Below are 22,182 nucleotides of genomic sequence, written 5' to 3'. Positions count from 1 at the left end.
CGTCTACTTCAGGTGGAGCTGCTGACCCGGGAAGATCAGGTCGGCGTCCTCGACGATGTCGTCGTTGAGCTTGAAGAGCTTGCTCCAGCCGCCCTTGACGCCTTCCTTCTCGGCGATCTTGCTCAGGGTGTCGCCGGCCTTGACCTTGTACTCGCCGTCACCCTTCTCGACCTTCTCGCCGGTCGGAGTGGTGACGGTCTTCCTGCTCTCGGCCTTGGGGGCCTCGCGCTGCTCGGAGCGCGTGGTGGGCTGCTCGGCCTGACGCTCCGGCTGCGCCTGCTCGGGCTTGCTCTCGGACTGGCCGGAGCCGGTGTTCACGCCCGGGTCCACGCCGTCGTTGGTGAGGCCGCCGGCGCCGGCGCAGGCCCAGGCGCCCGGGCCCTGCAGGTCGAGGAGCTTCTCGGCGGTGGCGATCTGCTGGTCCTTGGAGGCCAGGTCGGCACGCGCGGCGTACTGCGTACCACCGGCGGCGGCCCAGCTGGACTGCGAGAACTGCAGTCCGCCGTAGTAGCCGTTGCCGGTGTTGATGGACCAGTTGCCGCCCGACTCGCACTGGGCGACGGCGTCCCAGGTCTCGACGGAGGCGGCGGATGCGTTGGTCGCGCCCATCAGCGGGACGGCGACGGCGGCACCGGTGACACCCGCGAGGGTGGCGATACGGGCGGCCTTGGACGGGCGGCGGTGCTTGCCCTTGCTGTTCAGCAGCATGGAACGAATCTCCTCACCGACGCCTACGAGGTGAGCTGTCGGGTTCGGGCTGATGAGTTGCCCGGCCGTGCGTCTTGCGCACGGCTTCACCCCTAGCCGGTCCCGTACACCCCCTGGAGGGGCTGTGCGGACCCGGCGGCCTACCTGGGTCCCCCGCTCCTGCCTACGGCGCTTACGCGTCTGTTCCCTTCGACCGACGGCAGGATTCGGCGTGACGGTCGACGGGGCCCGCGGTGCGAGCGGCTCCGACCGTAAACACAGGCAACCCCGACATTCAAAGATGGACATAGAGGGCAATCAACCCGAACTCACTGCGACCGATGGGGCATTTCCGCAGGTCGGGAGCGATACGCGCGGACCGGCCGGGCGAGACGCGCCAGTTGAAGCAAAGAGACCCATGTCTCACTTCCGCAAAAGTGGACATAGGTCTCTGAACTGCCTGATTTTCCCGGGCGTTTTCGCCCGAATTGAATCAGTTGGCGGCAGGCACCTCGGCGCTCTCCGGCACACCCTGACCAGCGCCCTGGTCCGCACTCCGCTCCGCGTCCTGACCCAGGCCCAGATCCAGGCTCTGGCCGGGCAGGATCAGGTCCGGGTCGGAGCCCAGGAGGTCCTTGTTGGTCTCGTACAGGCCGGTCCAGCCGCCGGGAAGTTCCTGGGCGTCGGCGATGGCCCAGAGGTTGTCGCCGGGCTGCACCGTGTACGCACCGGCGCCCGCAGCGCCACCGTCGCGCGCGTCGCCGTCACCGCGCGAGGCGTGCCGGCCGGAACCACGCGGGCCGTCGTCCTGGCCGCCGGCGGCCTCCTCGGGCGCGGGGGCGCCGCGGTGCTTGCCGCCCTGGCCGCTCTCTCCGGTCGAGGCGTCGGGGGCGTCGGAGGGGCCGGTGGCGTCGGGAGCCTCGGAGGACGGCGGGGTGGTGGGCGTCACCGAGGAGTCGGGGGTCTCGCTCCCCTCGCCCGTACCGTCGCTCTCCTTCTCATCCTTCTTCTCACCCTTGCCGGACTTGTCGGCCCCACCGGACTCGCCGGATTCATCCGCTTCGTCGGGTGCGTCCGCTTCGTCGGTCGGGGTGCTCGTCGGATCGGGAGTCGGCGAGGTGCCCGGGTCGACGCCCGGCAGGCTGCCGTCCACCGCGAGACCGGAGATCACCGCACAGCTGGGCCACGCCTTCGGGCCCTGGTCGTCCAGGACCTTCTCGGCGACGGAGATCTGCTGCGACCGGCTGGCGAGGTCGGCGCGGGGCGCGAACGCCGTGCCGCCGTACGCCGACCAGGTCTCCTGCGAGAACTGGAGCCCGCCGTAGTAGCCGTTGCCGAGGTCGGCGCTCCACATGCCGCCGCTCTCGCACTCCGCGACCCGGTCCCAGGTGGAGGCCTCGGCCGCGTGCGCGCCGCTCGCGCCGAGCAGCGGGATGGCGATGGCCGATCCCGTCACACCTGCGGCGACGACGATGGCGGGTGCCTGGCGAGGGCGGCGGTGTCTGCCGTTCGCGGAGCCCATGGGTATGCCTTCCGTGCGACTGACAAGCGAGTGACCCGTGTGCCGCGCGGCAGGAACAGATGCCGCCGCCGACGCACAAGTGACGCGTGAGCAACGTGCGACCGACGCGTCGAACCGTGAACCTAGCGGGACCCGAACGTGTGTCACAAGTCGATGCAGCGCAGATCACGTGAAAGTCACAGAGTTGACAGCGTGTCACTTCTTTCGGAGCGGCTGCCCGGCTCGAACTCGACGGGAAGCGTGCGCAGTCCGCGCATGATGAGCCCGCCACGCCAGCGCAAATCGCCAGGTTCTCCCGCAAGTCGCAGGTCAGGAAGGCGTCTCAACAGCGTTGCCAGCGCGGTCTGCCCCTCCAGCCGGGCCAGCGGCGCCCCCAGGCAGTAGTGGATGCCGTGCCCGTATCCGAGGTGCTGATTGTCACGCCGTGCAAGGTCCAGCGTGTCCGGATCCGCGAACCGCTCCGGGTCGCGGTCGGCCGCCGCGAGCACCACGAGTACGGGATCCCCGGCGGCGATCTCCTCGCCGCCCAGGGTCAGCGCCTCGGTGGCGTACCGCCAGGTCGCCATCTCGACCGGCCCGTCGAACCGGAGCAGTTCCTCCAGCCCGGTCGCCAGCAGCTCGCTCTCCCCGGCGTCCAGGGAAGCTTGCAGCGCGGCCCGCTGCTCGGGGTGGCGCAGCAGCGCGTAGGTCCCGTTCCCGATCAGATTGACGGTCGTCTCGAACCCGGCGAAGAGAAGGATGAACGCCATGGCGGCCGCCTCGTTCTCCGTCAGGTGCTCGCCGTGGTCGCTGGCCCGGATCAGCCCGGAGATCAGGTCGTCACCGGGGCTCTCCCTCTTCCGGTGGATGAGTTCGGCGAGATAGCCGCGCATCTTCTTCACCGACCGGGCGACCCCGCCACGCGGCCCGCCACCGTGCCGGATCATCATGCCCGCCCAGTCCCGGAAGTCGTCCTGGTCCTCGCGGGGGACGCCGAGCAGATCGCAGATGGCGTAGATGGGGAGCGGAAAGGCGAGGTCGTGAATGAGGTCGGCCTCCCCCTTCTCGATGAACTCGTCGATGAGCCGGTCCGTCAGCTCCTGCACGCGTGGCGCGAACTCCGCGACCCGGCGCGGGGTGAACGCCTTGGACACGAGCCGGCGCAGCCGGGTGTGGTCCGGCGGATCGATATTGAGCAGATGCGTCATCAGCTCCGCCTTGCGCTCCCCCGGGATCCCCGTCTTCCCCTTGGCGTGCGGCGACTCGGCGTGGTTGGCCGGATTCTTGGAGAGCCGTGCATCGGCGAGCGCCTGCTTGGCATCCCCGTACCGGGTCACGAGCCAGGCCTCGACCCCGCTGGGCAGCGCGGTGCGGTGCACGGGGCGGTGCTCGCGGAGCCAGGCGTATGCGGGGTAGGGGTCGGTGGCGAACTCCCAGGTGAAGAGTTCGGGGGTGCTTTCGGGGGTGGCGCTGTGGGGGCAGGCGGGGGTGTCGTTCACGCCTCGACGGTATCGGGCGGGAGGTCGGTGACCGTGCGCAGTGCGGGGAGGGCGCGTGCTGCCTCCGGGTGCCCGGAGGCAGCTGCCAGGGACAACCAACTGTGTGCGCGTGCGGCCAGCACCGTGCCCAGGTGGTACTGCGCTTCCACGTGGCCGGCCATGGCGGCCTTCTCCAGGTACGGGATCGCCTCGGTGCCCTCGCCCCGTGCGACCAGCAGCTCTCCCAACCTGGCCGCCGCCTCGATGTGCCCGGTGTCCGCCGCTCTGCGGAACCAGCTCTCGGCACTGTCGCGCCTGAAGCCCTCGGCGCAGATCTGCCCGAGCAGAACCATGATCTCCGGGTCGCCTTCCGCACGCGATGCCAAGGTCTGCTCGGCCTTGACGGCGACCCGCTTCCTGCCGAGGGTCGTCCAGGACATGGTGTCGAGGGCAAGCGCCCACATGCCGAGGGGAACGGCCGGGCTGTCGGGTCTGGAATCCACCTCGGCCACGAGCGATACGGACACTTTCCAGGTGTCGGGACGGCTACCGGGAGCCAGCAGTCCGGTCAAGCCGTGCCGATGCCCGATGGCCCAGTCGATGGCGTCCTCGAAAGACTCGGCCGGAACCGCCGCGCTCTCGTCCGGGTAGAGGGCCTGCGCCTTCTGGAGCAGATCGGTGGGCATCCTCACGTTCGGCACTCCGCACCGGACCAGGTCGATCGCCGCCCGTACCAGCAGATGGCCGCGCGGGTGGGCCTCCGGCCGACGGGCCCGCCACCACTCCTCCATGAGTTCAGGGCCCAGCACCAGGTATTCGGGCACGCGATGTTCACCGTGCAACGCGGCAGCGGCACGGAGGCGGAGGTCTCCGTCGAAAGTGCTCAGGCGCTCCAGTTCGTCCTTGCTCCACTCCCGCCTCAGCTCCACCGGCTCGGCCCAGCTCAGCACACCCGCCCGCCCCGACGCCCCGAACCGACGGGCGTCGTACTCCTCGTCGTCCATCGTGGCCAGCACGGGCACGCCCAGCCGTACGAGGTCCGCGAGGAGCGCGGGGGTCAGCCCGTGCTCCCCCAGGTGGTCTTCCAGGTCGTCCAGCCACAGGACGCACCCCTCCTCGCCCGGCGCCCGTAACACCGCCGGAAGCCCCCGCAGATCCGAACCGGGCGGCGGGGAGAAGACCCTCGTCGCACCGGACAGGTTGGCGCACAGGGAGACCCACGCCGTCCGGGTCCTGCCGGAGAGCGGTGCCCCGGTCACCACGACCAGCCCGCCCTCCTGGGCCACCACACTGATCCGGGCGTCCAGCTCGCGGTCGCAGTCCCGCTCCACGTACGGCGGCAGTGGCGGCTCACCGGGCAACCGCCGGGTGCGGTGCACGCCGAAGGTGACCGGGTCGGCCGCGTCCAGCCGCGTCCACTCGGTGACCGGCGGGAGAGCGAGGTAGGGCGGTTGCGCGTAATAGGTGTGTACGCCCCCGCTCACGGAACCCGCCTGGACCACCGGCGCGTGGAAGACGCCGTCCGAGACGGAGTTGCCCACACCGGCCACCACGGCGCTCGGCGCTTCCCGTTCCTCCGCCACGACCGTCCCCCGCCCCTCGTAGAACCCCTGCCGTCACCGTACTAACCCGCCCCGCCCTCCGCCGCCACGATCGCGTCGCGGTACGCCCGGGCCGCCGCGCGCAGGGCGGCTTCCGGGTCGGTGCCGTCCGCCTCGGCCTGTACGGCGAGGGCGAGGAGGTCGTAGCCGATGGAGTCGCCGGTGGGCAGATGAACATCGAGTTCGGCCGTGCGGACTCGGCTCGCCAGCTTCGCGGCGAGGGCCAGGCCGGGCTGGCCGAGGGGGACGCCATCGGTGACCGAGGTGCGCTGCTTCTCGATCGCCTTGGTGCGCAGCCAGTGCGCGTGGACGTCCTCGGGGGTCTCCGCCGTCTCGTCGCCGAAGACGTGCGGGTGGCGGTGGATCAGCTTCTCGACGAGGCCGCCCGCCACGTCGTCGATGGCGAAGGGCTCCGCCCCGTCCCCCGGGCTGCCTTCCTCCGCGATGCGCGCGTGGAAGACGACCTGGAGCAGGACGTCGCCCAGTTCCTCGCGCAGTTCGTCCCGGTCGCCGTCCTCGATCGCCTCGACCAGTTCGTACGCCTCCTCGATGGCGTACTTGGCGAGGCCCCGGTGCGTCTTCTGCGAGGTCCAGGGGCACTCGCGGCGGATCCGGTCCATGACCTGGACCAGGTCGAGGAGGCGGGCGCCGGGGAGGTCGTACGAGCCGGGGAGCAGTTCCAGGTCCGGCATGGCCACCCGGCCCGAGCCGCCCAGGCGGGCCAGGCCGTCGGTGAGGGGGGCGTTGCCCTCGCCGCCGGTCAGGACGACCACCGTCCGGCCGCCCGCGCAGTCCGCGACCAGTTCGTCCGCGGAGGGCGCGGCGTGTTCGACGTGTACGCCCGCCTCGCGGAGGTAGGGCAGTTGCGGCTGGTCCGGATCCGCGGTGAGGACGCGGTCGGCGGCGTGCAGGGTCTGCCAGGCCGGCCAGGACAGCAGCCCGGGCGCGACCCGGTGGCTGGCGGTGAGCAGGACGATGCGTCCGGGGTCGACGGAGCTGTCGTGCGTGCTCTCGGGGGTGGCGGAGGAGGCGTCGGGGGCTTCAGCGTTCACTCTGCGAACCTACCTCCGGCCCCGGCGTCTCCGGCCCGCCGGTTCAGGCGCCTGCCTGGGAGTCCTTCGGCGGGAACTCGGTGACCTGAGTGATCCAGGGCGCGCTGTAGTTCCCGAGCTGCATCTTCTGGTCGTCCCAGGTGCCGAAGCGCGGGTTGACGTCGATGTCGAGGGCCTTCGACGCCTTGGTGAGGGCCTCGCCGACCGCCTGCTGACCGGCGGGGGTGCCGAGGTCCGCGCCGATGGCCCGGGCCAGCTTCGGGAGCTGGACCTGCTGGCGCATGTCGGCGTCGATCTGATCCGGGGCGACCCAGCGCTGCTGGAGCAGCATCGCCTCGAACTGTTCCTTGCCGCCCTCCTGCGCGAGGCCGGCCTGCCGCATCTCCTGGATCTCCTTGCGGGTGACCGTGACCCCCGCGTCATCGGCGGCCCGGTCGAGGATCCGGCCGAAGATCAGCCCGTGCAGCTTGGCGCGGTTGAGCTGGCCCGACTTGTTCACCAGCTGGGCGGCCTGCGGGGAGCTCTCCTGGGCGCTGCGGACGTCGGCGGCGCTGGCCTGGACCGCCGAGACCTCGATCCGTTCGCCGCCCACGACGGCCGCGGCGCCGGGGTGGGCCTGGTTGCCGCAGGCCGAGAGGAGCGGCGCTGCGACGAGCGTTGCGGCGAGGACGGCGAGCGCGGTGCGACGACGGCGGTGCAAAGGAGCCTCCCGGGGAGAGTTTGTGCATGGGTGCACAAAGCCTTGCGGTGATCGATGTTAGGCAGTGGATGTGGGCTGTGCCACTGATTCGACCAACGATTCGGGAGGAGTTGGGGATGTGGTCAGCCGCCGCGGACGTCCCGCTGGTGGCTGAGCAGGCGGCGCAGGTCCATCGGCAGCGGGTGGTGCGGCCCGTAGCTGCGCTCGGCGTCGTACAGCAGGGCCTGGAGCTGGGCCCGGCCCGCGGTGTGGTCGCCGACCGCCAGGAGCAGCTGTCCGATGCGGTGCCGGATGTCGAGTGCGCGGCCGGGGTCGGAGGTGACCGCCCCGTAGGCGCTCTCGTAGAACGGGAGGACCGCGCGGTACTCGCCCAGCGCGGCCCCGGCCTCGCCGAGCTGTTCGAGGCACTGGGCCACGTCGTAGCGGAACTGGAGGGCCTGGGCGTCGCCCGGTCCCGCCTCGGCGGCGCGGTCCCCGGCGAGGCGGCGCAGTTCGGGCAGGGCGCGGCGGTACTGCCCGTCGTCCATCAGCGTCGCGGCGTACTGCTTGCGCAGGATGCGGACGACCGGTGAGTGCTCGCCGTGCTCGGCGGCGGCGGCCGGGAGGGTGGCGCCGAGGACGTCGACGGCCTGGGTGATCCGGCCCTCGCCGAGCAGCTTCTTGACCTCGTCCACGGCCCGCGCGACATCCGGCCGGGCGGGCGGCGGCGTGGCGTGGGGAGGAGTGCTCGGCGGTACGGGGGTGGCCGCCCGGGCGGGCGACGCGAGGACGGCCGGGGGCGGGGTGAAGGACGGCGGGGCGGCGCGCGTGGGCGGCGGCGCGGCGAAGGTGGCCGGGGCGGGCACGGATGCGGGGGTCGCGGCCCGGTCCGGCCAGGGCGCGTGCGGGCGCAGGAACGGGCGGGTCGGGTCGAGCGGCGCGGCGGGCGTCCCGTGCTTGGGCAGCAGCGGGGCCAGCTCCTCGTACACCTCCTGCGCGGAGGCCGGCCGGTCGCCCGGGTCCTTGGCGAGCAGCCGCAGCACGAGGGCCTCCAGCGCCACGGGGACCTCGGGGCGGGCCTGCCGGACCGGGAGCGGGGGCTCGTAGAGGTGGCGGTGCAGCACGCCGAGCGCGGTGGACCCGGCGAACGGCACGTCTCCGCTGAGGAGTTCGTGCAGGACGACCCCGAGGGCGTACAGGTCGGTGCGCGGGCCGACCGCGCCGCCCATCGCCTGCTCGGGAGCCATGTAGGCCGGGGAACCGATGGGTGAACCGGTGTGCGTGAGGCGGGTGGTGTCCGTGTCGAGGACGGAGGCGACGCCGAGGTCGAGGACGGTGACGGTGCCGTCGGGCCGGACCATGACGTTACGGGGCTTGAGGTCGCGGTGGACGATCGGCACCGCGTGCACCGCGCTGAGGACCGCGCAGAGCTGGGCGGCGACCGCGACGGCCCACGGCCAGGGGTACGGGCTGCTCTCGGCCAGATGGTCGGCGAGGTCGGCGCCCTCGACGTACTGCATGACGAGGTAGAGGTCGTCGCCGTCGCTGCCCGCGTCGTGGACGGTGACCAGGCCGGGGTGGTCGACCTGCGCGGTGACCCGGCACTCGCGGACGAACCGGCGGTGCAGTTCGTCGGCCGCGTCGCTGCCGGTGGGCCCGGCGACCCGGTCGGGGCGGAGCAGCTTCACGGCGACCCGGCGGTCCAGCCGCCGGTCGTAGGCCGTCCACACCTGGCCCATGCCGCCCTGTCCGAGGATGGTCGCCAGTTCGTACCGGTCGGCGATGATCCGCCCGCTCACCGGCCCTCGCCCTCCTTGTTCTCCTTGCGGAGGTAGTCGCTCAGTTCGTCCAGCTCGGCGCGGACCTGGTCGAGGCGCTGGGGCGCGGGCGTGGGCGTGGGCGGCGCGGTCTGCACGGTGTAGGGGTTGGGCTGCGGCTGCGGCTGCGGCTGGACGAGGTGCTGCTGCTGGTACGGGAGCGGCGCGGGGTGCACGGGCGCGGTGGCCGCGTACGGGGACGGCGGCGGGGAGCCGAGGGAGCTGTAGTGGCGTATCTCCGCGTACAGGTAATAGGTGATGACCCCGGCCAGCACGCCGACGAGCCAGAGGAACATGACCAGCGCCGCCGCGTCCGACATGTCGTCGGGGTCGTCCGGGGTGGCCATGATGAAGACGAACAGCCCGCCGTTGAGGAGCGCCACGACCACCAGCAGGATCCAGTCGCGCGGCCTGCGGGTGACGATCGCGAGCCGCAGCATCGCCGCCCAGCCCAGCAGGCCGCAACTCAGCACGGTCACCACCACGAGGATCACGCGCACGGCGGTGAGCGTCGCCTGGGAGGGCCGGGGTGTCGTCGGCTGCTGCGGCGTAGGGCCGTAGCCGTGCATGTGCTGCTCCTGGGGCGCGGATGGCGGACGTGTGGGGTGAGCGTATACACCTCCGCCTACCGGCAGTCCCCGGGTTGTACCCAACCGTTGTGGTTCACCTCATGCGGGTGCGACCGTTCCGTCCGTCAGGCCGTCGTACATCCCCTGGACCAGCTGCCCGCCGAGCCGCTCCGCCGTCCGCAGCGCGTCCTCGAACGCGGCCAGTTCGCGGAACCGTTCCCCGTACCTGCGCTGTTCCGTGAGCGGCATCCGGGGCAGTTGAAGGCGCCGGGCGTCCAGCCGGGCCGCCGTGGAGGCGTAGCTGCTGGCCTGCCGGTTGTTGGCGGTGCCGCGCAGGAATCCGGCCAGGAACCACGGATCGAGGGCGGCCGGATCGGGCCGCAGCAGCTGGAGGTTGCGGCCGAGCGCGGCGCCCACGTCCCCCTCGCCGACGACCCGGACGACGGTTCCGCCGCCGAGCACGGGCACCACGACGTCGCCGGGTTCCAGCACGACCGGGTCGTCGGGGGCCGCGCCCCGGGCCTCCGGACCGGTGAGCGGGGTTGCGGCCGGGAGCGCTCCGGTGAGGACGTCGTGCTCGGTGAGAACGGGTCCCGGGCCGCCGGGGGCCGCGTTGCCGGTGTGCAGCGAAAGCGCACCACCGCGGGCGAGTTCGCCGACGGTGGTCCGGGGACGGTGCGCGGGGGCGACGGGGGCAGCGGGGGGCGGAGTGAGGCGGGCAGTCAGCCGGAGGGTCTCGGCAAGCCGCTCCCGCACCTCGCCGAGTCCGCAGGCCTCTCCCCCGGGAGCGGGGCGGGGGAGGTACCGGGCCGGGGCCAGGTCCACGTCGTCGTCGAGGAGTTCGACCACGGGCACGACGCGGCTGACGCCGGGGAGGTCGGCCCGCTCACGCCAGGCGTCGAGCACGGCGGCGCGCACGACGGGCCAGTCGAGCCGGTCACGTCCCCCGCCCGCCGCCTTTCCGCCCGCCTCCCCGGCGGGCGTGGCGAGCCCGGCGGTGTCGGCCAGGAGGAGGTCCGGTCCGGGGCGGACTCCGGGCGTCGGCCTGCGCAGGACCCAGATGTGGAGCGGAATGCCGTACGGGGGTGCGGCGCCGGCCGGGAGGGCGATGACGGCACGGAGGGCTCCCCTGCGCAGGAGGTCGGCGCGGATGCGGCGGCCGGAGCGGCGGGAGGCGGCGGCCGGAGGCATCAGCAGGACGGCGGTGCCGCCGCCGCACAGCCGGGCCAGGGCGTGCTGGACCCAGGCCAGTTCGGACTCGACGCGAGCGGGAAAGCCGTACTCCCAGCGCGGGTCGTAGGCCAGCTCGTCGTGACCCCAGTTGCGGTCGTTGAAGGGCGGGTGGCAGAGCACGGTGTCGGTGGCGAGCCGGGCGAAGGCGTCGGCCCGCAGGGTGTCCCCGGTCCGCACGGCCAGGGAGGGAGGGGAGCTGTTCGCTCCGTCGGCGCCCAGGGCGAGGCGCAGTGCGGTGAGGGCGGCGAGCCCGGCGTCGGCCTCCTGTGCGTAGAGCGCCGCGGGTCCGGCTACGGCGCGGAGCAGGGCGCCGGTTCCGGCGGCCGGGTCGAGAACGCTGCGGAGCGGCTGGTCGTGGGCCGGCCGGCCCGCGTTCTCCGGGGGTTCGGCGAGGTCCGCCATCAGCTCGGCGAGGTGCGGCGGGGTCAGCGTGTACTGGCGGGGGTTGGCGTCCAGGTGCCGACCGAGCAGGAACTCGAAGGTCTGACCGGCCCCGATCCCGGCGGCGAGTCGCGCGGCGGCGCGCAGGAGCGGCACGGAGGGCAGCAGAGCCTGCGCGGTGGGGGTGTGAACGGCTCGCGTCGTGCGAACTCCCGAAGGCTCGGGCGGGTTCGCCGGGTGAACTGCGGTGGGTCCGGCCGCGGTGGTTCTGGGAGCGGTCGATCCGGGCGCCGTCGATCCGGGCGTGGCCGGGTCGGCGGTTTCCGGCGTGCCGACGGTGCCTGAGGGTGTGGCCCGCCCGGGCACTGAGATGCCGGGGGCTGCAGCGTCGAGGCCCAGCCGGGCGGTGAGCACCTGGTCCACGACGTGCGGCAGCGCCTCGGCCAGCCGCTCGTCGGACGCCGCCGCCAGTTCCAGCCAGGCGGTGGGCCGGTCACGAACGACCAGCAGAGCGCAGCCGGTGTGGACCAGGGCCTGCGCGGCCCCTGCGGGGTGCCCGGCCACCTCCTGCCAGACCCGCTCGCGCAGCGGCACCTCGGCGAGTTTTCCCTGGTCGCGCAGCCACTGCTCCACGTCGGACAGCGCGAAGGAGGGGCTGGCCGCGGTGCCGCCGACGGGCTGGGGGAAGTCGGCGTGACGGCGGCGCCAGTTGCTGACGGCGGCACGGCCCACTCCTGCCAGCCGCGCGATCCCGGCCGCGGTGACCTCCGTCGCGTTCTCCGGCACTGGCTCTCCTCTTGATCCGTCCGCGCTGGCTGCCCGCGAGCATAGCGAATCACTCGCACCACACCGGAAAGCATCGTTGCCCGACCCGTCACAGATCTTTCGTGTTGACTCGGTTCACAAGCTCTGTTGTTATAGGTCCGCCCCGCCAGGGCCGCCTTTCCTTCCCCGCTGACCGGCGCCACGCGCCTCTCCTACCGGAGCTTGACCCATGCGTCTCATCACCCGTATATCCGTCAACACCGTCTGTGCGATGACCCTGTTCGGCCTCGCCGCCTGCGGCACGGACGCCCCGAAGGAGACCGGGCCGTTCGCCGGAGTCTCCGGACCGGAGGTCGTGAACAAGGCCCTCACGAAGACGACCGAGGTGAAGTCCCTGCGGATCGGGCTCGACATGACCACCTCCGACGGCCGGGTCGAGGCCGACTTCGCCACGAGCCTGGGAGGTGACTGCACCGGAACCATGACCATGGGCGGCACAGGCACGATGGAGGTCCGCAAGACCGGCGACACGGTCTACACGAAGCTCGACGAGACCCTGCTGCGCGAGCAGTCGAAGGGCGAGCCGAAGGCGGACGTGGACGCGGCGGTCAAGCTGATCGCGGGCCGCTGGATGGAGTCGAAGGCCTCCGAACCGGGCACCAAGGACACCATCGAGTTCTGCGACCTGAAGGGACTGCTGGAGGAGTTCGAGGCGGGCGACAACGCCGCCCGCAAGAAGGGCCCCACGACGGTCGCCGGCAAGCCCGCCCTGCGCCTCACGGAGAAGGAGGGCAAGGAGACGTTCACCATCGACGTCTCCGCCGAGGGAGACCCGCACATCCTGCGCGTCACGTCCCAGGGCGGCGAGGAGCCGATGACGATGACCCTGTCCGAGTTCGACGTGCCCGTCGTCGCGGAGAAGCCCGCCGCGAAGGACATCGTCGATCTGGAGCAGTAGGACTCAGCCCGCCCGCACGGGCCCGCCGCCCCCGGTCACCCGGCCGCCGCCGGAACTCCGCCGCCGAAGTCCACCTCGGCCGCCCGCAGTACGCGCACCCGGCGGCCCGGGAAGCGGAGGTTGCGCTGGATCTCGTTGTGGTGCGCGACGGACGCCTCCGGTGCGGCGTACGGACCGGGCCCGCGCCCGGAGACCGGCGATGGCCGCGACGGTGCCGGACGCCCGGTGGGCGATCGCGACGAGGGCCCGCTGCATGTCGATGACGAGCAGCGCGGGAACCGCCCTCTCGCCCGTGTGCTCCCTCTCGCCCGGGTTCGCGGTCACAGCCGGTGCCGTACCCAGACGTTGGGCTCGACGTAGACCGCGTACCCGTGGGCGAGCGCGCAGTGCACCGGGACGAGCGCCCCCGGCACCTCCACCGGGCCGTCCGTGTCGAACGGCAGCCCGGTCCACTCGCGCCACTGCGCGAGCGAACCGCTCACGGTCATGGACACGGTGGCTACCGAGTCCACCGTGCCGCCCGCCCTGACGTGGACCCGCAGCCACGGGTCCTCGGGCAGCCCGTCCTCGGGGCGGGTCAGCCGGACGTACTCCTCCATCGGCAGGCCGGGCCGCAGATGCTTGCCGCTCGGCCGCACCGGGGCGACGATCTCCCGGAGGCCGTGCCGCTCCGCGTTGTCGCGCATCGCGGCGAGCATCCGGCCCGATATCCCCTTGCCCTGATGGCCGGTGGCCACCGTGATCTCGATCGCGCCGACCGTGTCGGGCGTGCGCCCGCGCCGCAGGTCCGCGAACGCCCAGAGCAGCATCCGGTCCCAGCCGCCGACGGGCAGCTCCCCGCGCCCGGGGGCGTCCAGCACGAAGGGCACGCTGTAGGCGCGGGCCACCACGACGCCCTCGGGGTCGGTCGCGACCAGCACGTACTCGGGGAACTCGACAGCGATCCGGGCGAAGTTCGCCCAGCCGACGATGTCCTCCAGCACGAACTCCGGCCAGGTGTCCGGCATCCGGTCCAGGGCGGCGGCCAGCTCCGGGCGCTCGGCGAGGGTGGTGATGTTCAGCTCCATGGCCGCGACCCTAGGCGGCCCGCACCGCTCCGACCAGCGAATATCGCCCCGGGGCCACCGCGTACCCCGGTGGGACACAGGGCCGGGCGGTCCGCCGCCCGCTACCGTCCCGCCCCATGACGACGACGCCACCGCCCGACTCCCCCGACTCCCCCGATTCCCTCGACTCCACCGCCACCTCCGAATCCTCCGGCCCCGTCCTGATCCGTCCCTGCCGGCCGACCGACCTCGAACCGCTGGAGCGGCACATGCCCTCGCCCGGCCGGACCCGGCGGCACGCGGCCCGGTTCGACCGGCAGGAGCGGGGCCTCAGCACCTTCCTCACCGCCTGGATCGACGACGTACCCGTCGGAACGGCGCAGATCCTGTGGCAGGGCTGCGCGGCCCCGGAGGTGCAGGCCCGCTTTCCCGGCTGCCCCGAGCTGAACGGGCTCGGGATCTGGCCACCGGACCTGCGCTCCCGGGGCATCGGCACGGCGCTGATCCGGGCCGCGGAGCAGCGGGTCCGCGAGGCGGGCCATGACCTGATCGGCCTCGGCGTGGACGACGACAACCACCGGGCGGCCGCGCTCTATCTGCGGATCGGCTACCGGGAGACCGGCTGCCGCTATCTGGACCGGTACGCGCTCCTCGACGCCGACGGGGTCCGGCGGGAGGTCGTGGATCCGGCCCGCTTCCTGGTCAGAAGCCTCAGCGAGGCCCCGGCCCGACCGGAGTGATCCGGCCGGAACCGGCCGGAACCATGAAGTGTGCATGCCGCGTCCCCACCCGTGACTTCGCCCCCGTGCACCACCCGTCGAGGAGCAGAACCATGACCCAGCCCGGCACGACACCGCCCCGCCCCCGGAGAGCCGCCGGGTGCCTGCAGAGCATCGTGGTGCTCGCGGTGATCCTCGGCCTGGGCTACGGGGCGTCCAAGATCTTCGGTGACGACTCGTCGAAGTCGGCGTCCTCCTCGTCCTCCTCGTCCGCCTCGGACGGCAAGGGCGGCTCCTGGGAGATCGGCGACTGCGGCGGTCCCGACCCGGAGAACAAGCCGGACGGCTACCGGGCCTACGACTGCGACGAGTCGGGAGCGACGTTCAAGGCTCTGGAGCTCAAGCCCGCGAGCTTCATGCCCGACTCGATCCAGTGCCCGGCCGGCACGGACCTGATCATCCAGGTCTCCCGGGTCTTCGGCTCCGGCGACGGCAAGAAGGGCGGCGGCATCCCCACCCACACGGTCTGCGGCCGCAACCTGTCCGACGACCACCCGGGCGACGCGGGCGCCGGCGGCGGCCAGCTCGTCGAGGGCGACTGCATCTCGGCGACCGCCAAGGAGATCACCTGCGCCTCGGCCGGGGCGGCCGACTTCAAGGTCCTCGGACTCGTCAAGGACAAGAAGGAGTGCCCGGCGGCGACCACCGAGCCCATGCAGCTGATGATGGCGATCGGCCGCCCGTACGACGTCATCTGCGGCGGCAAGGTCTAGGACCAGGTCCAAGAACCAGCCGCTCCCCGGTGCTGCGGTGACGGCGGCGGCCGCTCAGCCGCCGCACTGGGCGAGCATGGCCTGCTTGTCGGCCGCCGTGACGGGGAGTTCGTACTTCAGCGAGACCTGGGCGAACCGCACCGCGTAGGAGCAGCGGATCGGCTTGTACGGCGGCAGCCAGGAGGCGGGACCGGAGTCCCGCTTGGCGTTGTTGGCCGGGCCGTCCACCGGGATGAGGTTGAGCGGGTCGTTGGCGATCTGCTCGCGCTTCGCCTCGTTCCAGCGGGCCGCGCCCATCTGCCAGTCGTAGGACAGCGGCATCACATGGTCGATCTGCACCTTGGTCGCCTGCTGCTTGCGCCAGTCGATGCTCTCGCCGGTGTAGGGGTCCTGGAGCGTCATCGCCATGACGATGCAGTCGGAGCCCGACTTGTGCTCGATGTCCTTGCCGTCGCGGGCGAGCAGGTCGTTGCGGGTGTCGCAGCCGTTGCGGGCGAGCGGAATGCCATCGATGCCGTCCTTCCAGGCGTAGCCGAACTTCTTCCGCTCGTAACCGGTCTTCGGGCCGCGCCCCTTGGTGGCCACCTTCTCGATGATCTCCCGGGCGGCGGCCCGGTCCGCCTCGGTGGCGAGGGGGGCCAGGCCCGGCTTCGTACCGTCCGGGTTGTCCAGCGGGCTCACACCGAAGCCCTCGGCGGACTGCGCGCCGCCGTTGGCCCCGCCGTTCGTGCCACCGCCGTCGGCCGCGAGGTCGTCGGGGCTGCAGCCGCCCACCAGGGCGATCGCGACGAGGGCGCCGACGGCGGGCAGGGCCGCGCGGTGCGTACGGGGAGTTATCACGGGGAGCCGTCCTGACGGTGAGGAGACCGGACGCCGAGAATCCTATGGGCGGCCGGCCACGCCGCGTCGACCCCCGGTGACCGAACCGAACAGCGAGACATCGGAAGGCATCGGGAGGTGTCGCGAGATGTCGGGAGCAGAGATCTAGAACACGTCGCGCAGGGTCTCCAGGAGGCGGGCGATGTTCGCCTCGTCACGGCGGTAGTAGGTCCACTTGCCTCGCCGCGTGGCGACCACCAGACCCGCCTGCCGCAGGATCGCGAGGTACTGCGAGGTGGTCGACTGCCCCAGCCCAGCGCGCTGCTGGATGTCGGTCACGCAGACGCCGATCTCGACATCGCCGGGCTCCTGGCCCGGGAAGCTCATCGGCTCCTTCAGCCACTCCAGCATCTGCCGGCGGGCCGGGTTGGACAGGGCCCGGAACACAGCCAGCAACTCCGTCTCCGAGAACACGATGTGATCGTAACGCAATAACATATTGGTAATTCGCGATATGACGATCTATCCTTGCCGCATGTCGACCTCGATGCGTGTGATGGAACTCGTCCACTTCGGCGACGCGGACACCGCGTTCGCCGCCCGAGAACTGCCGAGACCCGCTCCCGGCCCCGGCCAGGTGCTGGTGCGTGTGCATGCCACATCCGTGAACCCTCTGGACCTGCAGACCCGACGCGGCGACTACCGCGACCAGGTGCCACTGCCGGCGGTGATCGGCAACGACGTGTCCGGCGTGGTGGTCGAGACCGGCCCCGGGGCGGACGACTTCCGGCCGGGCGACGAGGTCTGGTACCTGGCGCCGGTGTTCGCCGGGCAGGGGACGTACGCCGAGTACCACGTGGTCGACCAGGCCCTGGTCGCCCGCAAGCCCGAGGGGCTGTCGCACGTGGAGGCCGCCGGTCTCGCGCTCGTGGGCGTGACGGTGTGGGAGGCGCTGGTCGAGCGGGCCGGGGTGCAGGCCGGGGAACGGGTCCTGGTGCACGGCGGAGCGGGCGGGGTCGGCTCGGCCGCCATCCAGGTCGCCCACGCGCTGGGGGCCGAGGTGGTGACCACCGCGCGGGCGAAGGACCACGAGTTCGTCACCGGGCTGGGAGCCGACACCGTGATCGACTTCTCGGCCGGGGACTACGTACCGCAGGTCCAGGAGCTGGGCAGGGTGAACGTCGTCCTGGACACGGTGGGCCGGGACACCCTCAGCCGGAGCCCGGAGGTCCTCGCCGACCGAGGGCGCGTGGTGTCCATCGTGGACATCCCCGAGCCGCAGAACCTGCTCGCCGCGTGGGGCGTGAACGCGACCTACCACTTCCTCTTCGTCAGCCCCGGCCGGGCGAAGCTCGACGCCCTCAGCCGGCTGGTCGAGCGGGGCGAGCTCCGGCCGGTGATCGGCGAGGTGCTGCCGCTGGCCGAGATCGCGGACGCGCACACGCTGCTGGAGGGCGGCTCCGTCGGCGAGGGCCGCCGACGCCCCCGCGGCAAGATGGCCATCGCCGTGCAGCCCGAGAGCGAATGAGCCCCGCCTGAGCCCCCCGGCCCCGACCCCGGGGGGCTCACCTTCACCGCGGCTCACACCTTCCCGATGCCGAGGGTGTTCTCGGACGGCAGCAGCCCCGAGCCGATGACCTCCAGCCAGGGCTCTCCCAGCAGCCCCGCCAGCCGCTCGCGCCCCGCCTCCCCCAGCGCCCGCCACGGCGCGGCGGCCTCCTCGTCGGTGCGCAGCTCGACCTTCGCGCGCAGTTCGCGCCCCGCGTCCGTGGCCGTGCCGTCCGCCGCCAGCAGCCCGCGCTCCCGGAGCCGCTGCCGGGCCGCACCCCACTCCGCCGCGCTCCACCCCCGGCTCGCGAACACCTCGGGGGCCGCCGCGCCGACCGCCGCGAAGGACACCAGCGACTCGACCGGGTCGAGACCCGCCTCGGCCAGGGCGGCTATGTGCCCGTCGCCCCGGTGTTCGCGCAGCACCGTCGCCGCGTGCCAGAGCGCCAGGTGCGGGGGGTCGGGCCAGGGCAGCGCGGAGTTGGCGGCCCCGAGGCCGCCAAGCGCTCCTGGGGTGGTGACTCCGAGACCGCCGGGAGCCCCCAGGGCCTTGGCGACTCCGAGGCCGCCCGGGGCGCCCGGGCCCGCCGCCTCCGCCGCACGGCGGGCCAGCGCGGCGGCCTCCGCGAACTCCGGCCCTTCCACCCGGCCCCCGAACAGCGCCCGGTAGGCCCGGTCGACCGCCCGCAGCCGGGCCGCGAGCACGGCGTCCGGGGCGGCGGTCGCCCAGATGCCCGGAACGTATCCGTCCACCATCGCCGGGGCGAAGCTGTGGAACGTCCGCACCACCTCCGCCGCTCCCACCGCTCCCAGCGGAGCCGCACGCCAGGCGAAGTAACTCGACCAGCGCTCCTCGGTGTCGTACCCGAGCACGGCGGCCTCTTCGAAGGCTCCGGGGGCGTAGTACAGAACGGCGTGCAGGGGCTCCAGGAGGTGCCACATCTGCCGCACTCGGGCCGGTTCTCCGGTCATGATCTCCGCCTCTCCCGGGCTTCCCGGACGGGAATCGCACATCTAGTCAATGCCTAGATCGGATCTCCAGCATGCGCGTCCCATCCAAACTTGTCAATGACTAGATGCCGGGTAGGGTTCTCCCATGAGCAGCGAGCGCGAACGCACGTACCACCACGGCGACCTGCGGCGCGCCGTCCTGACCGCCGCCCTCGACGTCATCGCGACCGAGGGCCCCACCGGCCTGAGCCTGCGCGACCTGGCCCGCCGGGCCGGCGTCTCGCACGCCGCGCCCGCGCACCACTTCAAGGACCGCACGGGCCTGCTGACCGCCGTGGCCGCCGAGGGGTACGCCCTGTTCGCCGACGCGCTGACCGGGGCGCCGGACCTCCGGGAGCGGGGCGTGGCGTACGTACGGTTCGCGGCGACGCACCCCGCGCACTTCCAGGTGATGTTCCAGCCGGGCCTCTACCGGACCGACGACCCGGACCTGCTGGCCGCCCGCGCCAGGGCGACCGACGCGCTGCGCGCGGGCGTGGCGGGCCTCCCGCCGGACGGCCGGGGCGAGGACGACCGGCTCGCCGGGGTGGCCGCGTGGTCACTGGCACACGGCTTCGCGACCCTGCTGCTCAGCGGCAATCTGGCGGAGGCGCTGGAAGGCCGCGATCCGGAGGAGGCGTTCCGGTCGCTGACCGGGCTGGTCTTCGCGCCGGAGGAGCGGCGCGACGGCTGAGGCAGCCGTCCCCCAGGCTGCCCCCATGGGCGTTTCCTGAGCGCCGAACGAGGTCCCGCAGCGGGACCGGAAGCCGCCCGGCGTCGACCGCCGGGCCACGTTCGTATGCCCACGCACCCCACTCGGGAGACCCGGCCATGCCGCAAACACGCCCTGCCCGTACGCCTATGCCCGCCAACGCCCTGAACCGCCGCATCGAGTTGCTGCGCGCGACGGCCGAGGCCGACCCCCGCGTGGAGGGCGTCCTCCTCTACGGATCGTGGACGCTGGGCGAGGCCGACGCCAACTCGGACCTGGACGCGTACGTGTACGTACGCGAGGAGGACGCCGATGCCTTCGACGGGCGGGAGTTCGTGGAGCGGCTGGCCCCGCTGAAGCTGGCGTACACCAACATGTACGGGATCCTCGCCGTGGTCTTCGACGACCTGATGCGCGGCGAGTTCCACGTAGAGCCGGCCGGCCCCGGCATCGCGGAGATCGCCACCTGGCGCGACCAGGTCCACCTCCCCCGCCCCGAGGCGGCCGTGCTGCTGGACCGCACCGGCAACCTGACCGCCGCCGCCCGCGAACTGGCCGCCTTCAACCCGCCGGAGCCAGTGATCACCGCCCAGCAGCTCACGGACGAACTGGCCAACTGGACCCTGATGCTGGCCCACGTCCAGGCCCGGGGCGAGCACGCCCGCGCCCACAACCTGCTGCACGCCGTGATCGCCCCGCTCCAGCTCAAGCTCTGCCGCCTGCTGCGCGGCTCGACCACCCACTGGCTCACCCCGAGCCGCGCCCTGGAGGCGGACCTGCCGGGCGCGGACGTCGAGCGGTACGCCACGACCACCGGGCGCCTGACCCCGGAGGCCCTCCGTACGGCGGCGGCGAACAGCTGGCGGTGGAGCCGGGAGCTGACGGCCGAGGCAGCGGACCGGTGGGGGACACGGCTGCCGCTGGGGCTGCACGAGGAGATCGCGGGGGTGTTGTCCCCGGCTGAGTGACCTCAGCCGTTCTCGGGCGAGAACTCGTACTGCACCTCGTACAGATGCCCAGCCTTGACCATCACCGTGGCCTCGATGGGCCGGTCGTCGTCGCTGAACACCACCCGCAGGGTGCGCAGGACCGGCAGGTCACCCGGCAGCCGGAGCAGTCGGTACTGCTCCTGGGTCGCGACTCGCGCCGAGACGCGGTCGACGCTGAGCCGAGGCGGATAGCCGAGCGAGGCCAGGAGGGTAGGTGTGCCTCCCGGGATGCGGCGGCGTTCGGTGATGGCCGTGCCTTCGGCGATGCCCAGCGGGTAGTAGGAGGCGACAAGTTCGGCGGGTTCGTCGTCGATCGACAGGAGTTGGTGACGGAGGATCGCCGTGCTGCCCGGCGGGAGCGCCAGCGCGTCCGCGACATCTGCCGGCGGTTCGGCCTCCGTGACGTCCAGGAGTGTGCTGCGGGCGCGCGTACCGGAGTTCGCCGCCTCGGTCAGCCAGCGGTAGGGCTCTCCTGACGGGGACGGGGCCATGTACGCGGCAGGCCGTATCGTGCGCTGCCGGTGTTCGCGTACGGTCACCGACGCGCCCGCCCGGCCGACCACGAGGTGCTCGCCCTTGAGAAGCTGCAAGGCCTTCTGAACGGTGGCGTTCGCCGCGCCGAACCGCTCCTTCAGCTGCGCGGTGGAGGGCAGGCTGTCGCCCGGCGCGAGGTCCCCGGACATGATGTCGTCCCGCAGGTCGGCCGCGATCCGCTCATGCAGCGGACGGCTGTCCGCCTCTTCCGTCTCCGGTCCGTGCACCGTCATCCGATCCTGATCTCGTACCGCAGCTTCTGACCCCGGGGAGGCATGACCATCACATCGACCTGGATCGGCCGGCCATCGGCGTCCAGGGTGAGCCGGGTCAGTTCGAGCACCGGCTCGTCTGCCTTGAGCGACAGGGACGCCCGCTCGTTCTCGGACGGCATGCGGGCTGCCACGTCCTCCTGCGCCCGGGTGCCGACGTAACCGAGTTCGGCGAGCAGCCGGACGGCCCCACCACGGATCTTCGCCGTACCCGCCAACCCTGTGCCCCGCGCGATCTCCACGGGGTAGTAGGTGTCGGTCAACTCGCACGGTTCGCCGTCGAGATACATGATCCGCCGCCGTCCGACGACCTGTCCGCTCTGTTCCACCGCGAGCAGGTCGGCCACGCGTTCCGGGGCGGTGACTTCACCGGCGCTCACGATCTTCTGCGTGCCCCGTCGCCCCGCCGACGCCGCCCCGGCGCTCCAGACGTCGCCTCCGCCCTCGGTCGGCTTCAGGTAGTACGTGGACGCGCTGATCACTTCGCCCTCCCCCATGGCCTCCTCCTTCGCCGACGGCGGTCCTTGCCGGTGCACACGGTAGGCGACTCCGTCGAACACCCCAAAGAGTACCTTGCCGCCTTTCGCGAATAGCAGTACGGTCATCCCGTTGCGACCCACGAGCAAGGCGGTGAACCACCGTGTCCTCTTCGCAGTTACGGCGCTTCCCCCGACGGCGCACATCCGTCGGTGCCTCACGCGATTTCGTCGTCCATGTCCTCAGGGAATGGCAGCTCACGGACCTGATCGACGACATAGAGCTCTGCGCCTCGGAGCTGGCGACCAACGCTCTGCTCCACGGCGTCCCACCGGGACGGGAGTTCGCCGTCCGGCTCGACCTGACGGATGACCTCGTGCGACTGGCGGTCCGCGACAGCGGCGACGGAAGGCCGGAGGTTCAGCACCCCAACGAGAGCAGTTGCTCAGGGCGTGGGCTGTTCCTCGTCGGTGAACTCGCCGCGGACTTCGGCATCGACCACCACGTCGTGGGCAAGACGGTGTGGGCCGCCTTCAAGCGGCCCGCGACGCCGTAGCGAGCCCGGCTCAAAGGCCTCGGGCC

At 72.4% G+C, this 22,182-nt stretch carries 22 protein-coding genes, 1 pseudogene and 1 riboswitch; of the genes and pseudogenes, 7 read left to right on the top strand and 16 right to left on the bottom strand.

What is annotated here, in order from left to right; translation table 11 throughout:
• Nucleotides 1-3 precede the first annotated feature (3 nt).
• From AC0VY3_RS04540 to AC0VY3_RS04500, 9 genes are all read right to left on the bottom strand, one after another.
• Entirely contained in the window at nt 4-708 is a 705-nt protein-coding gene (locus AC0VY3_RS04540; protein WP_475549003.1) for a transglycosylase family protein, read from the bottom strand.
• Nucleotides 709-713: 5 nt separating this feature from the next.
• Nucleotides 714-889: riboswitch (cyclic di-AMP (ydaO/yuaA leader) on the bottom strand.
• 291 nt (nt 890-1,180) lie between these two features.
• Nucleotides 1,181-2,209 carry a transglycosylase family protein gene (locus tag AC0VY3_RS04535; protein WP_475549002.1) on the bottom strand — a complete coding sequence of 343 codons (1,029 nt, stop codon included), beginning with the start codon at nt 2,207-2,209 and terminating at the stop codon, nt 1,181-1,183.
• 176 nt (nt 2,210-2,385) lie between these two features.
• Nucleotides 2,386-3,687 carry a cytochrome P450 family protein gene (locus tag AC0VY3_RS04530; protein ID WP_475549001.1) on the bottom strand — a complete coding sequence of 434 codons (1,302 nt, stop codon included), beginning with the start codon at nt 3,685-3,687 and terminating at the stop codon, nt 2,386-2,388.
• Entirely contained in the window at nt 3,684-5,249 is a 1,566-nt protein-coding gene (locus tag AC0VY3_RS04525) for a tetratricopeptide repeat protein (RefSeq protein WP_475549000.1), read from the bottom strand. Before AC0VY3_RS04525 ends, AC0VY3_RS04530 begins: the two co-directional genes overlap by 4 nt.
• Before the next feature lie 41 nt (nt 5,250-5,290).
• Nucleotides 5,291-6,319 carry a nucleoside triphosphate pyrophosphohydrolase gene (locus AC0VY3_RS04520; RefSeq protein WP_278191922.1) on the bottom strand — a complete coding sequence of 343 codons (1,029 nt, stop codon included), beginning with the start codon at nt 6,317-6,319 and terminating at the stop codon, nt 5,291-5,293.
• A 43-nt stretch (nt 6,320-6,362) separates the two neighbouring features.
• Nucleotides 6,363-7,019, bottom strand: coding sequence for a SurA N-terminal domain-containing protein (locus tag AC0VY3_RS04515; RefSeq protein WP_475548999.1), 657 nt, complete (start codon nt 7,017-7,019; stop codon nt 6,363-6,365).
• 122 nt (nt 7,020-7,141) lie between these two features.
• Entirely contained in the window at nt 7,142-8,797 is a 1,656-nt protein-coding gene (locus AC0VY3_RS04510; protein WP_278191923.1) for a serine/threonine-protein kinase, read from the bottom strand.
• Nucleotides 8,794-9,384, bottom strand: a complete 591-nt coding sequence (locus tag AC0VY3_RS04505; protein ID WP_103507961.1) for a hypothetical protein — start codon at nt 9,382-9,384, stop codon at nt 8,794-8,796. The genes AC0VY3_RS04510 and AC0VY3_RS04505 overlap by 4 nt, the downstream gene beginning before the upstream one ends.
• Nucleotides 9,385-9,483: 99 nt before the next feature.
• Nucleotides 9,484-11,784: an N-6 DNA methylase gene (locus AC0VY3_RS04500; protein ID WP_475548998.1), complete on the bottom strand. Its 2,301-nt coding sequence runs from the start codon at nt 11,782-11,784 to the stop codon at nt 9,484-9,486.
• Nucleotides 11,785-11,992: 208 nt separating this feature from the next.
• Here AC0VY3_RS04500 and AC0VY3_RS04495 point away from each other — a divergent pair, with 208 nt between their 5' ends.
• A complete protein-coding gene (locus AC0VY3_RS04495) occupies nt 11,993-12,721 on the top strand; it encodes a hypothetical protein (RefSeq protein ID WP_475548997.1) in 729 nt (242 codons plus the stop codon).
• A 35-nt stretch (nt 12,722-12,756) separates the two neighbouring features.
• Here the strand turns inward: AC0VY3_RS04495 and AC0VY3_RS04490 are convergent.
• Together AC0VY3_RS04490 and AC0VY3_RS04485 are read right to left on the bottom strand one after the other, a co-directional pair.
• A pseudogene (locus AC0VY3_RS04490) lies at nt 12,757-12,903 on the bottom strand (cysteine hydrolase); the annotation flags it as partial.
• A 138-nt stretch (nt 12,904-13,041) separates the two neighbouring features.
• Entirely contained in the window at nt 13,042-13,788 is a 747-nt protein-coding gene (locus tag AC0VY3_RS04485) for a GNAT family N-acetyltransferase (protein WP_103507964.1), read from the bottom strand.
• 116 nt (nt 13,789-13,904) lie between these two features.
• Here AC0VY3_RS04485 and AC0VY3_RS04480 point away from each other — a divergent pair, with 116 nt between their 5' ends.
• Nucleotides 13,905-14,507, top strand: a complete 603-nt coding sequence (locus AC0VY3_RS04480; RefSeq protein ID WP_475548996.1) for a GNAT family N-acetyltransferase — start codon at nt 13,905-13,907, stop codon at nt 14,505-14,507.
• 92 nt (nt 14,508-14,599) lie between these two features.
• Nucleotides 14,600-15,259, top strand: a complete 660-nt coding sequence (locus tag AC0VY3_RS04475; protein WP_475548995.1) for a hypothetical protein — start codon at nt 14,600-14,602, stop codon at nt 15,257-15,259.
• A 54-nt stretch (nt 15,260-15,313) separates the two neighbouring features.
• Here the strand turns inward: AC0VY3_RS04475 and AC0VY3_RS04470 are convergent, their stop codons facing one another.
• The gene (locus AC0VY3_RS04470; protein ID WP_475548994.1) at nt 15,314-16,099 is read right to left on the bottom strand and encodes an HNH endonuclease family protein; all 786 of its coding nucleotides are present in this window, start codon (nt 16,097-16,099) and stop codon (nt 15,314-15,316) included.
• Nucleotides 16,100-16,243: 144 nt separating this feature from the next.
• Nucleotides 16,244-16,552: an ArsR/SmtB family transcription factor gene (locus AC0VY3_RS04465; RefSeq protein WP_103507967.1), complete on the bottom strand. Its 309-nt coding sequence runs from the start codon at nt 16,550-16,552 to the stop codon at nt 16,244-16,246.
• Between the two features lie 61 nt (nt 16,553-16,613).
• On the opposite strand from AC0VY3_RS04465, the gene AC0VY3_RS04460 reads away from it, so the two are divergent.
• Entirely contained in the window at nt 16,614-17,606 is a 993-nt protein-coding gene (locus AC0VY3_RS04460) for a zinc-binding dehydrogenase (RefSeq protein ID WP_475548993.1), read from the top strand.
• 53 nt (nt 17,607-17,659) lie between these two features.
• Here the strand turns inward: AC0VY3_RS04460 and AC0VY3_RS04455 are convergent, their stop codons facing one another.
• Nucleotides 17,660-18,598 (bottom strand): SCO6745 family protein, encoded by a 939-nt coding sequence (locus tag AC0VY3_RS04455; protein WP_475548992.1) that lies wholly within the window; start codon nt 18,596-18,598, stop codon nt 17,660-17,662.
• Nucleotides 18,599-18,722: 124 nt separating this feature from the next.
• Here AC0VY3_RS04455 and AC0VY3_RS04450 point away from each other — a divergent pair, with 124 nt between their 5' ends.
• A complete protein-coding gene (locus AC0VY3_RS04450; protein WP_475548991.1) occupies nt 18,723-19,310 on the top strand; it encodes a TetR/AcrR family transcriptional regulator in 588 nt (195 codons plus the stop codon).
• Nucleotides 19,311-19,447: 137 nt separating this feature from the next.
• A complete protein-coding gene (locus AC0VY3_RS04445) occupies nt 19,448-20,296 on the top strand; it encodes a nucleotidyltransferase domain-containing protein (protein WP_475548990.1) in 849 nt (282 codons plus the stop codon).
• Between the two features lie 2 nt (nt 20,297-20,298).
• Here the strand turns inward: AC0VY3_RS04445 and AC0VY3_RS04440 are convergent, their stop codons facing one another.
• Both AC0VY3_RS04440 and AC0VY3_RS04435 read right to left on the bottom strand, forming a co-directional pair.
• Nucleotides 20,299-21,084, bottom strand: a complete 786-nt coding sequence (locus AC0VY3_RS04440) for a GntR family transcriptional regulator (RefSeq protein WP_475548989.1) — start codon at nt 21,082-21,084, stop codon at nt 20,299-20,301.
• Nucleotides 21,081-21,620: a GntR family transcriptional regulator gene (locus AC0VY3_RS04435; RefSeq protein ID WP_475548988.1), complete on the bottom strand. Its 540-nt coding sequence runs from the start codon at nt 21,618-21,620 to the stop codon at nt 21,081-21,083. The genes AC0VY3_RS04440 and AC0VY3_RS04435 overlap by 4 nt, the downstream gene beginning before the upstream one ends.
• 143 nt (nt 21,621-21,763) lie before the next feature.
• Here AC0VY3_RS04435 and AC0VY3_RS04430 point away from each other — a divergent pair, with 143 nt between their 5' ends.
• Nucleotides 21,764-22,156 carry an ATP-binding protein gene (locus AC0VY3_RS04430; protein ID WP_475548987.1) on the top strand — a complete coding sequence of 131 codons (393 nt, stop codon included), beginning with the start codon at nt 21,764-21,766 and terminating at the stop codon, nt 22,154-22,156.
• Nucleotides 22,157-22,182 lie beyond the last annotated feature (26 nt).

Source organism: Streptomyces sp. iso_384, assembly GCF_056172905.1.
Note: the sequence above shows the minus strand (reverse complement) of the source record. Positions and strands in the feature narration are given on the sequence as shown.

Coding starts and splice junctions, on each gene's coding strand:
- AC0VY3_RS04505 (WP_103507961.1), bottom strand. CDS start 9,384: ATGCACGGCTACGGCCCTACGCCGCAGCAGCCGACGACACCCCGGCCC.
- AC0VY3_RS04435 (WP_475548988.1), bottom strand. CDS start 21,620: ATGGGGGAGGGCGAAGTGATCAGCGCGTCCACGTACTACCTGAAGCCG.
- AC0VY3_RS04535 (WP_475549002.1), bottom strand. CDS start 2,209: ATGGGCTCCGCGAACGGCAGACACCGCCGCCCTCGCCAGGCACCCGCC.
- AC0VY3_RS04540 (WP_475549003.1), bottom strand. CDS start 708: ATGCTGCTGAACAGCAAGGGCAAGCACCGCCGCCCGTCCAAGGCCGCC.
- AC0VY3_RS04460 (WP_475548993.1), top strand. CDS start 16,614: ATGTCGACCTCGATGCGTGTGATGGAACTCGTCCACTTCGGCGACGCG.
- AC0VY3_RS04495 (WP_475548997.1), top strand. CDS start 11,993: ATGCGTCTCATCACCCGTATATCCGTCAACACCGTCTGTGCGATGACC.
- AC0VY3_RS04480 (WP_475548996.1), top strand. CDS start 13,905: ATGACGACGACGCCACCGCCCGACTCCCCCGACTCCCCCGATTCCCTC.
- AC0VY3_RS04450 (WP_475548991.1), top strand. CDS start 18,723: ATGAGCAGCGAGCGCGAACGCACGTACCACCACGGCGACCTGCGGCGC.
- AC0VY3_RS04475 (WP_475548995.1), top strand. CDS start 14,600: ATGACCCAGCCCGGCACGACACCGCCCCGCCCCCGGAGAGCCGCCGGG.
- AC0VY3_RS04485 (WP_103507964.1), bottom strand. CDS start 13,788: ATGGAGCTGAACATCACCACCCTCGCCGAGCGCCCGGAGCTGGCCGCC.
- AC0VY3_RS04440 (WP_475548989.1), bottom strand. CDS start 21,084: ATGACGGTGCACGGACCGGAGACGGAAGAGGCGGACAGCCGTCCGCTG.
- AC0VY3_RS04445 (WP_475548990.1), top strand. CDS start 19,448: ATGCCGCAAACACGCCCTGCCCGTACGCCTATGCCCGCCAACGCCCTG.
- AC0VY3_RS04455 (WP_475548992.1), bottom strand. CDS start 18,598: ATGACCGGAGAACCGGCCCGAGTGCGGCAGATGTGGCACCTCCTGGAG.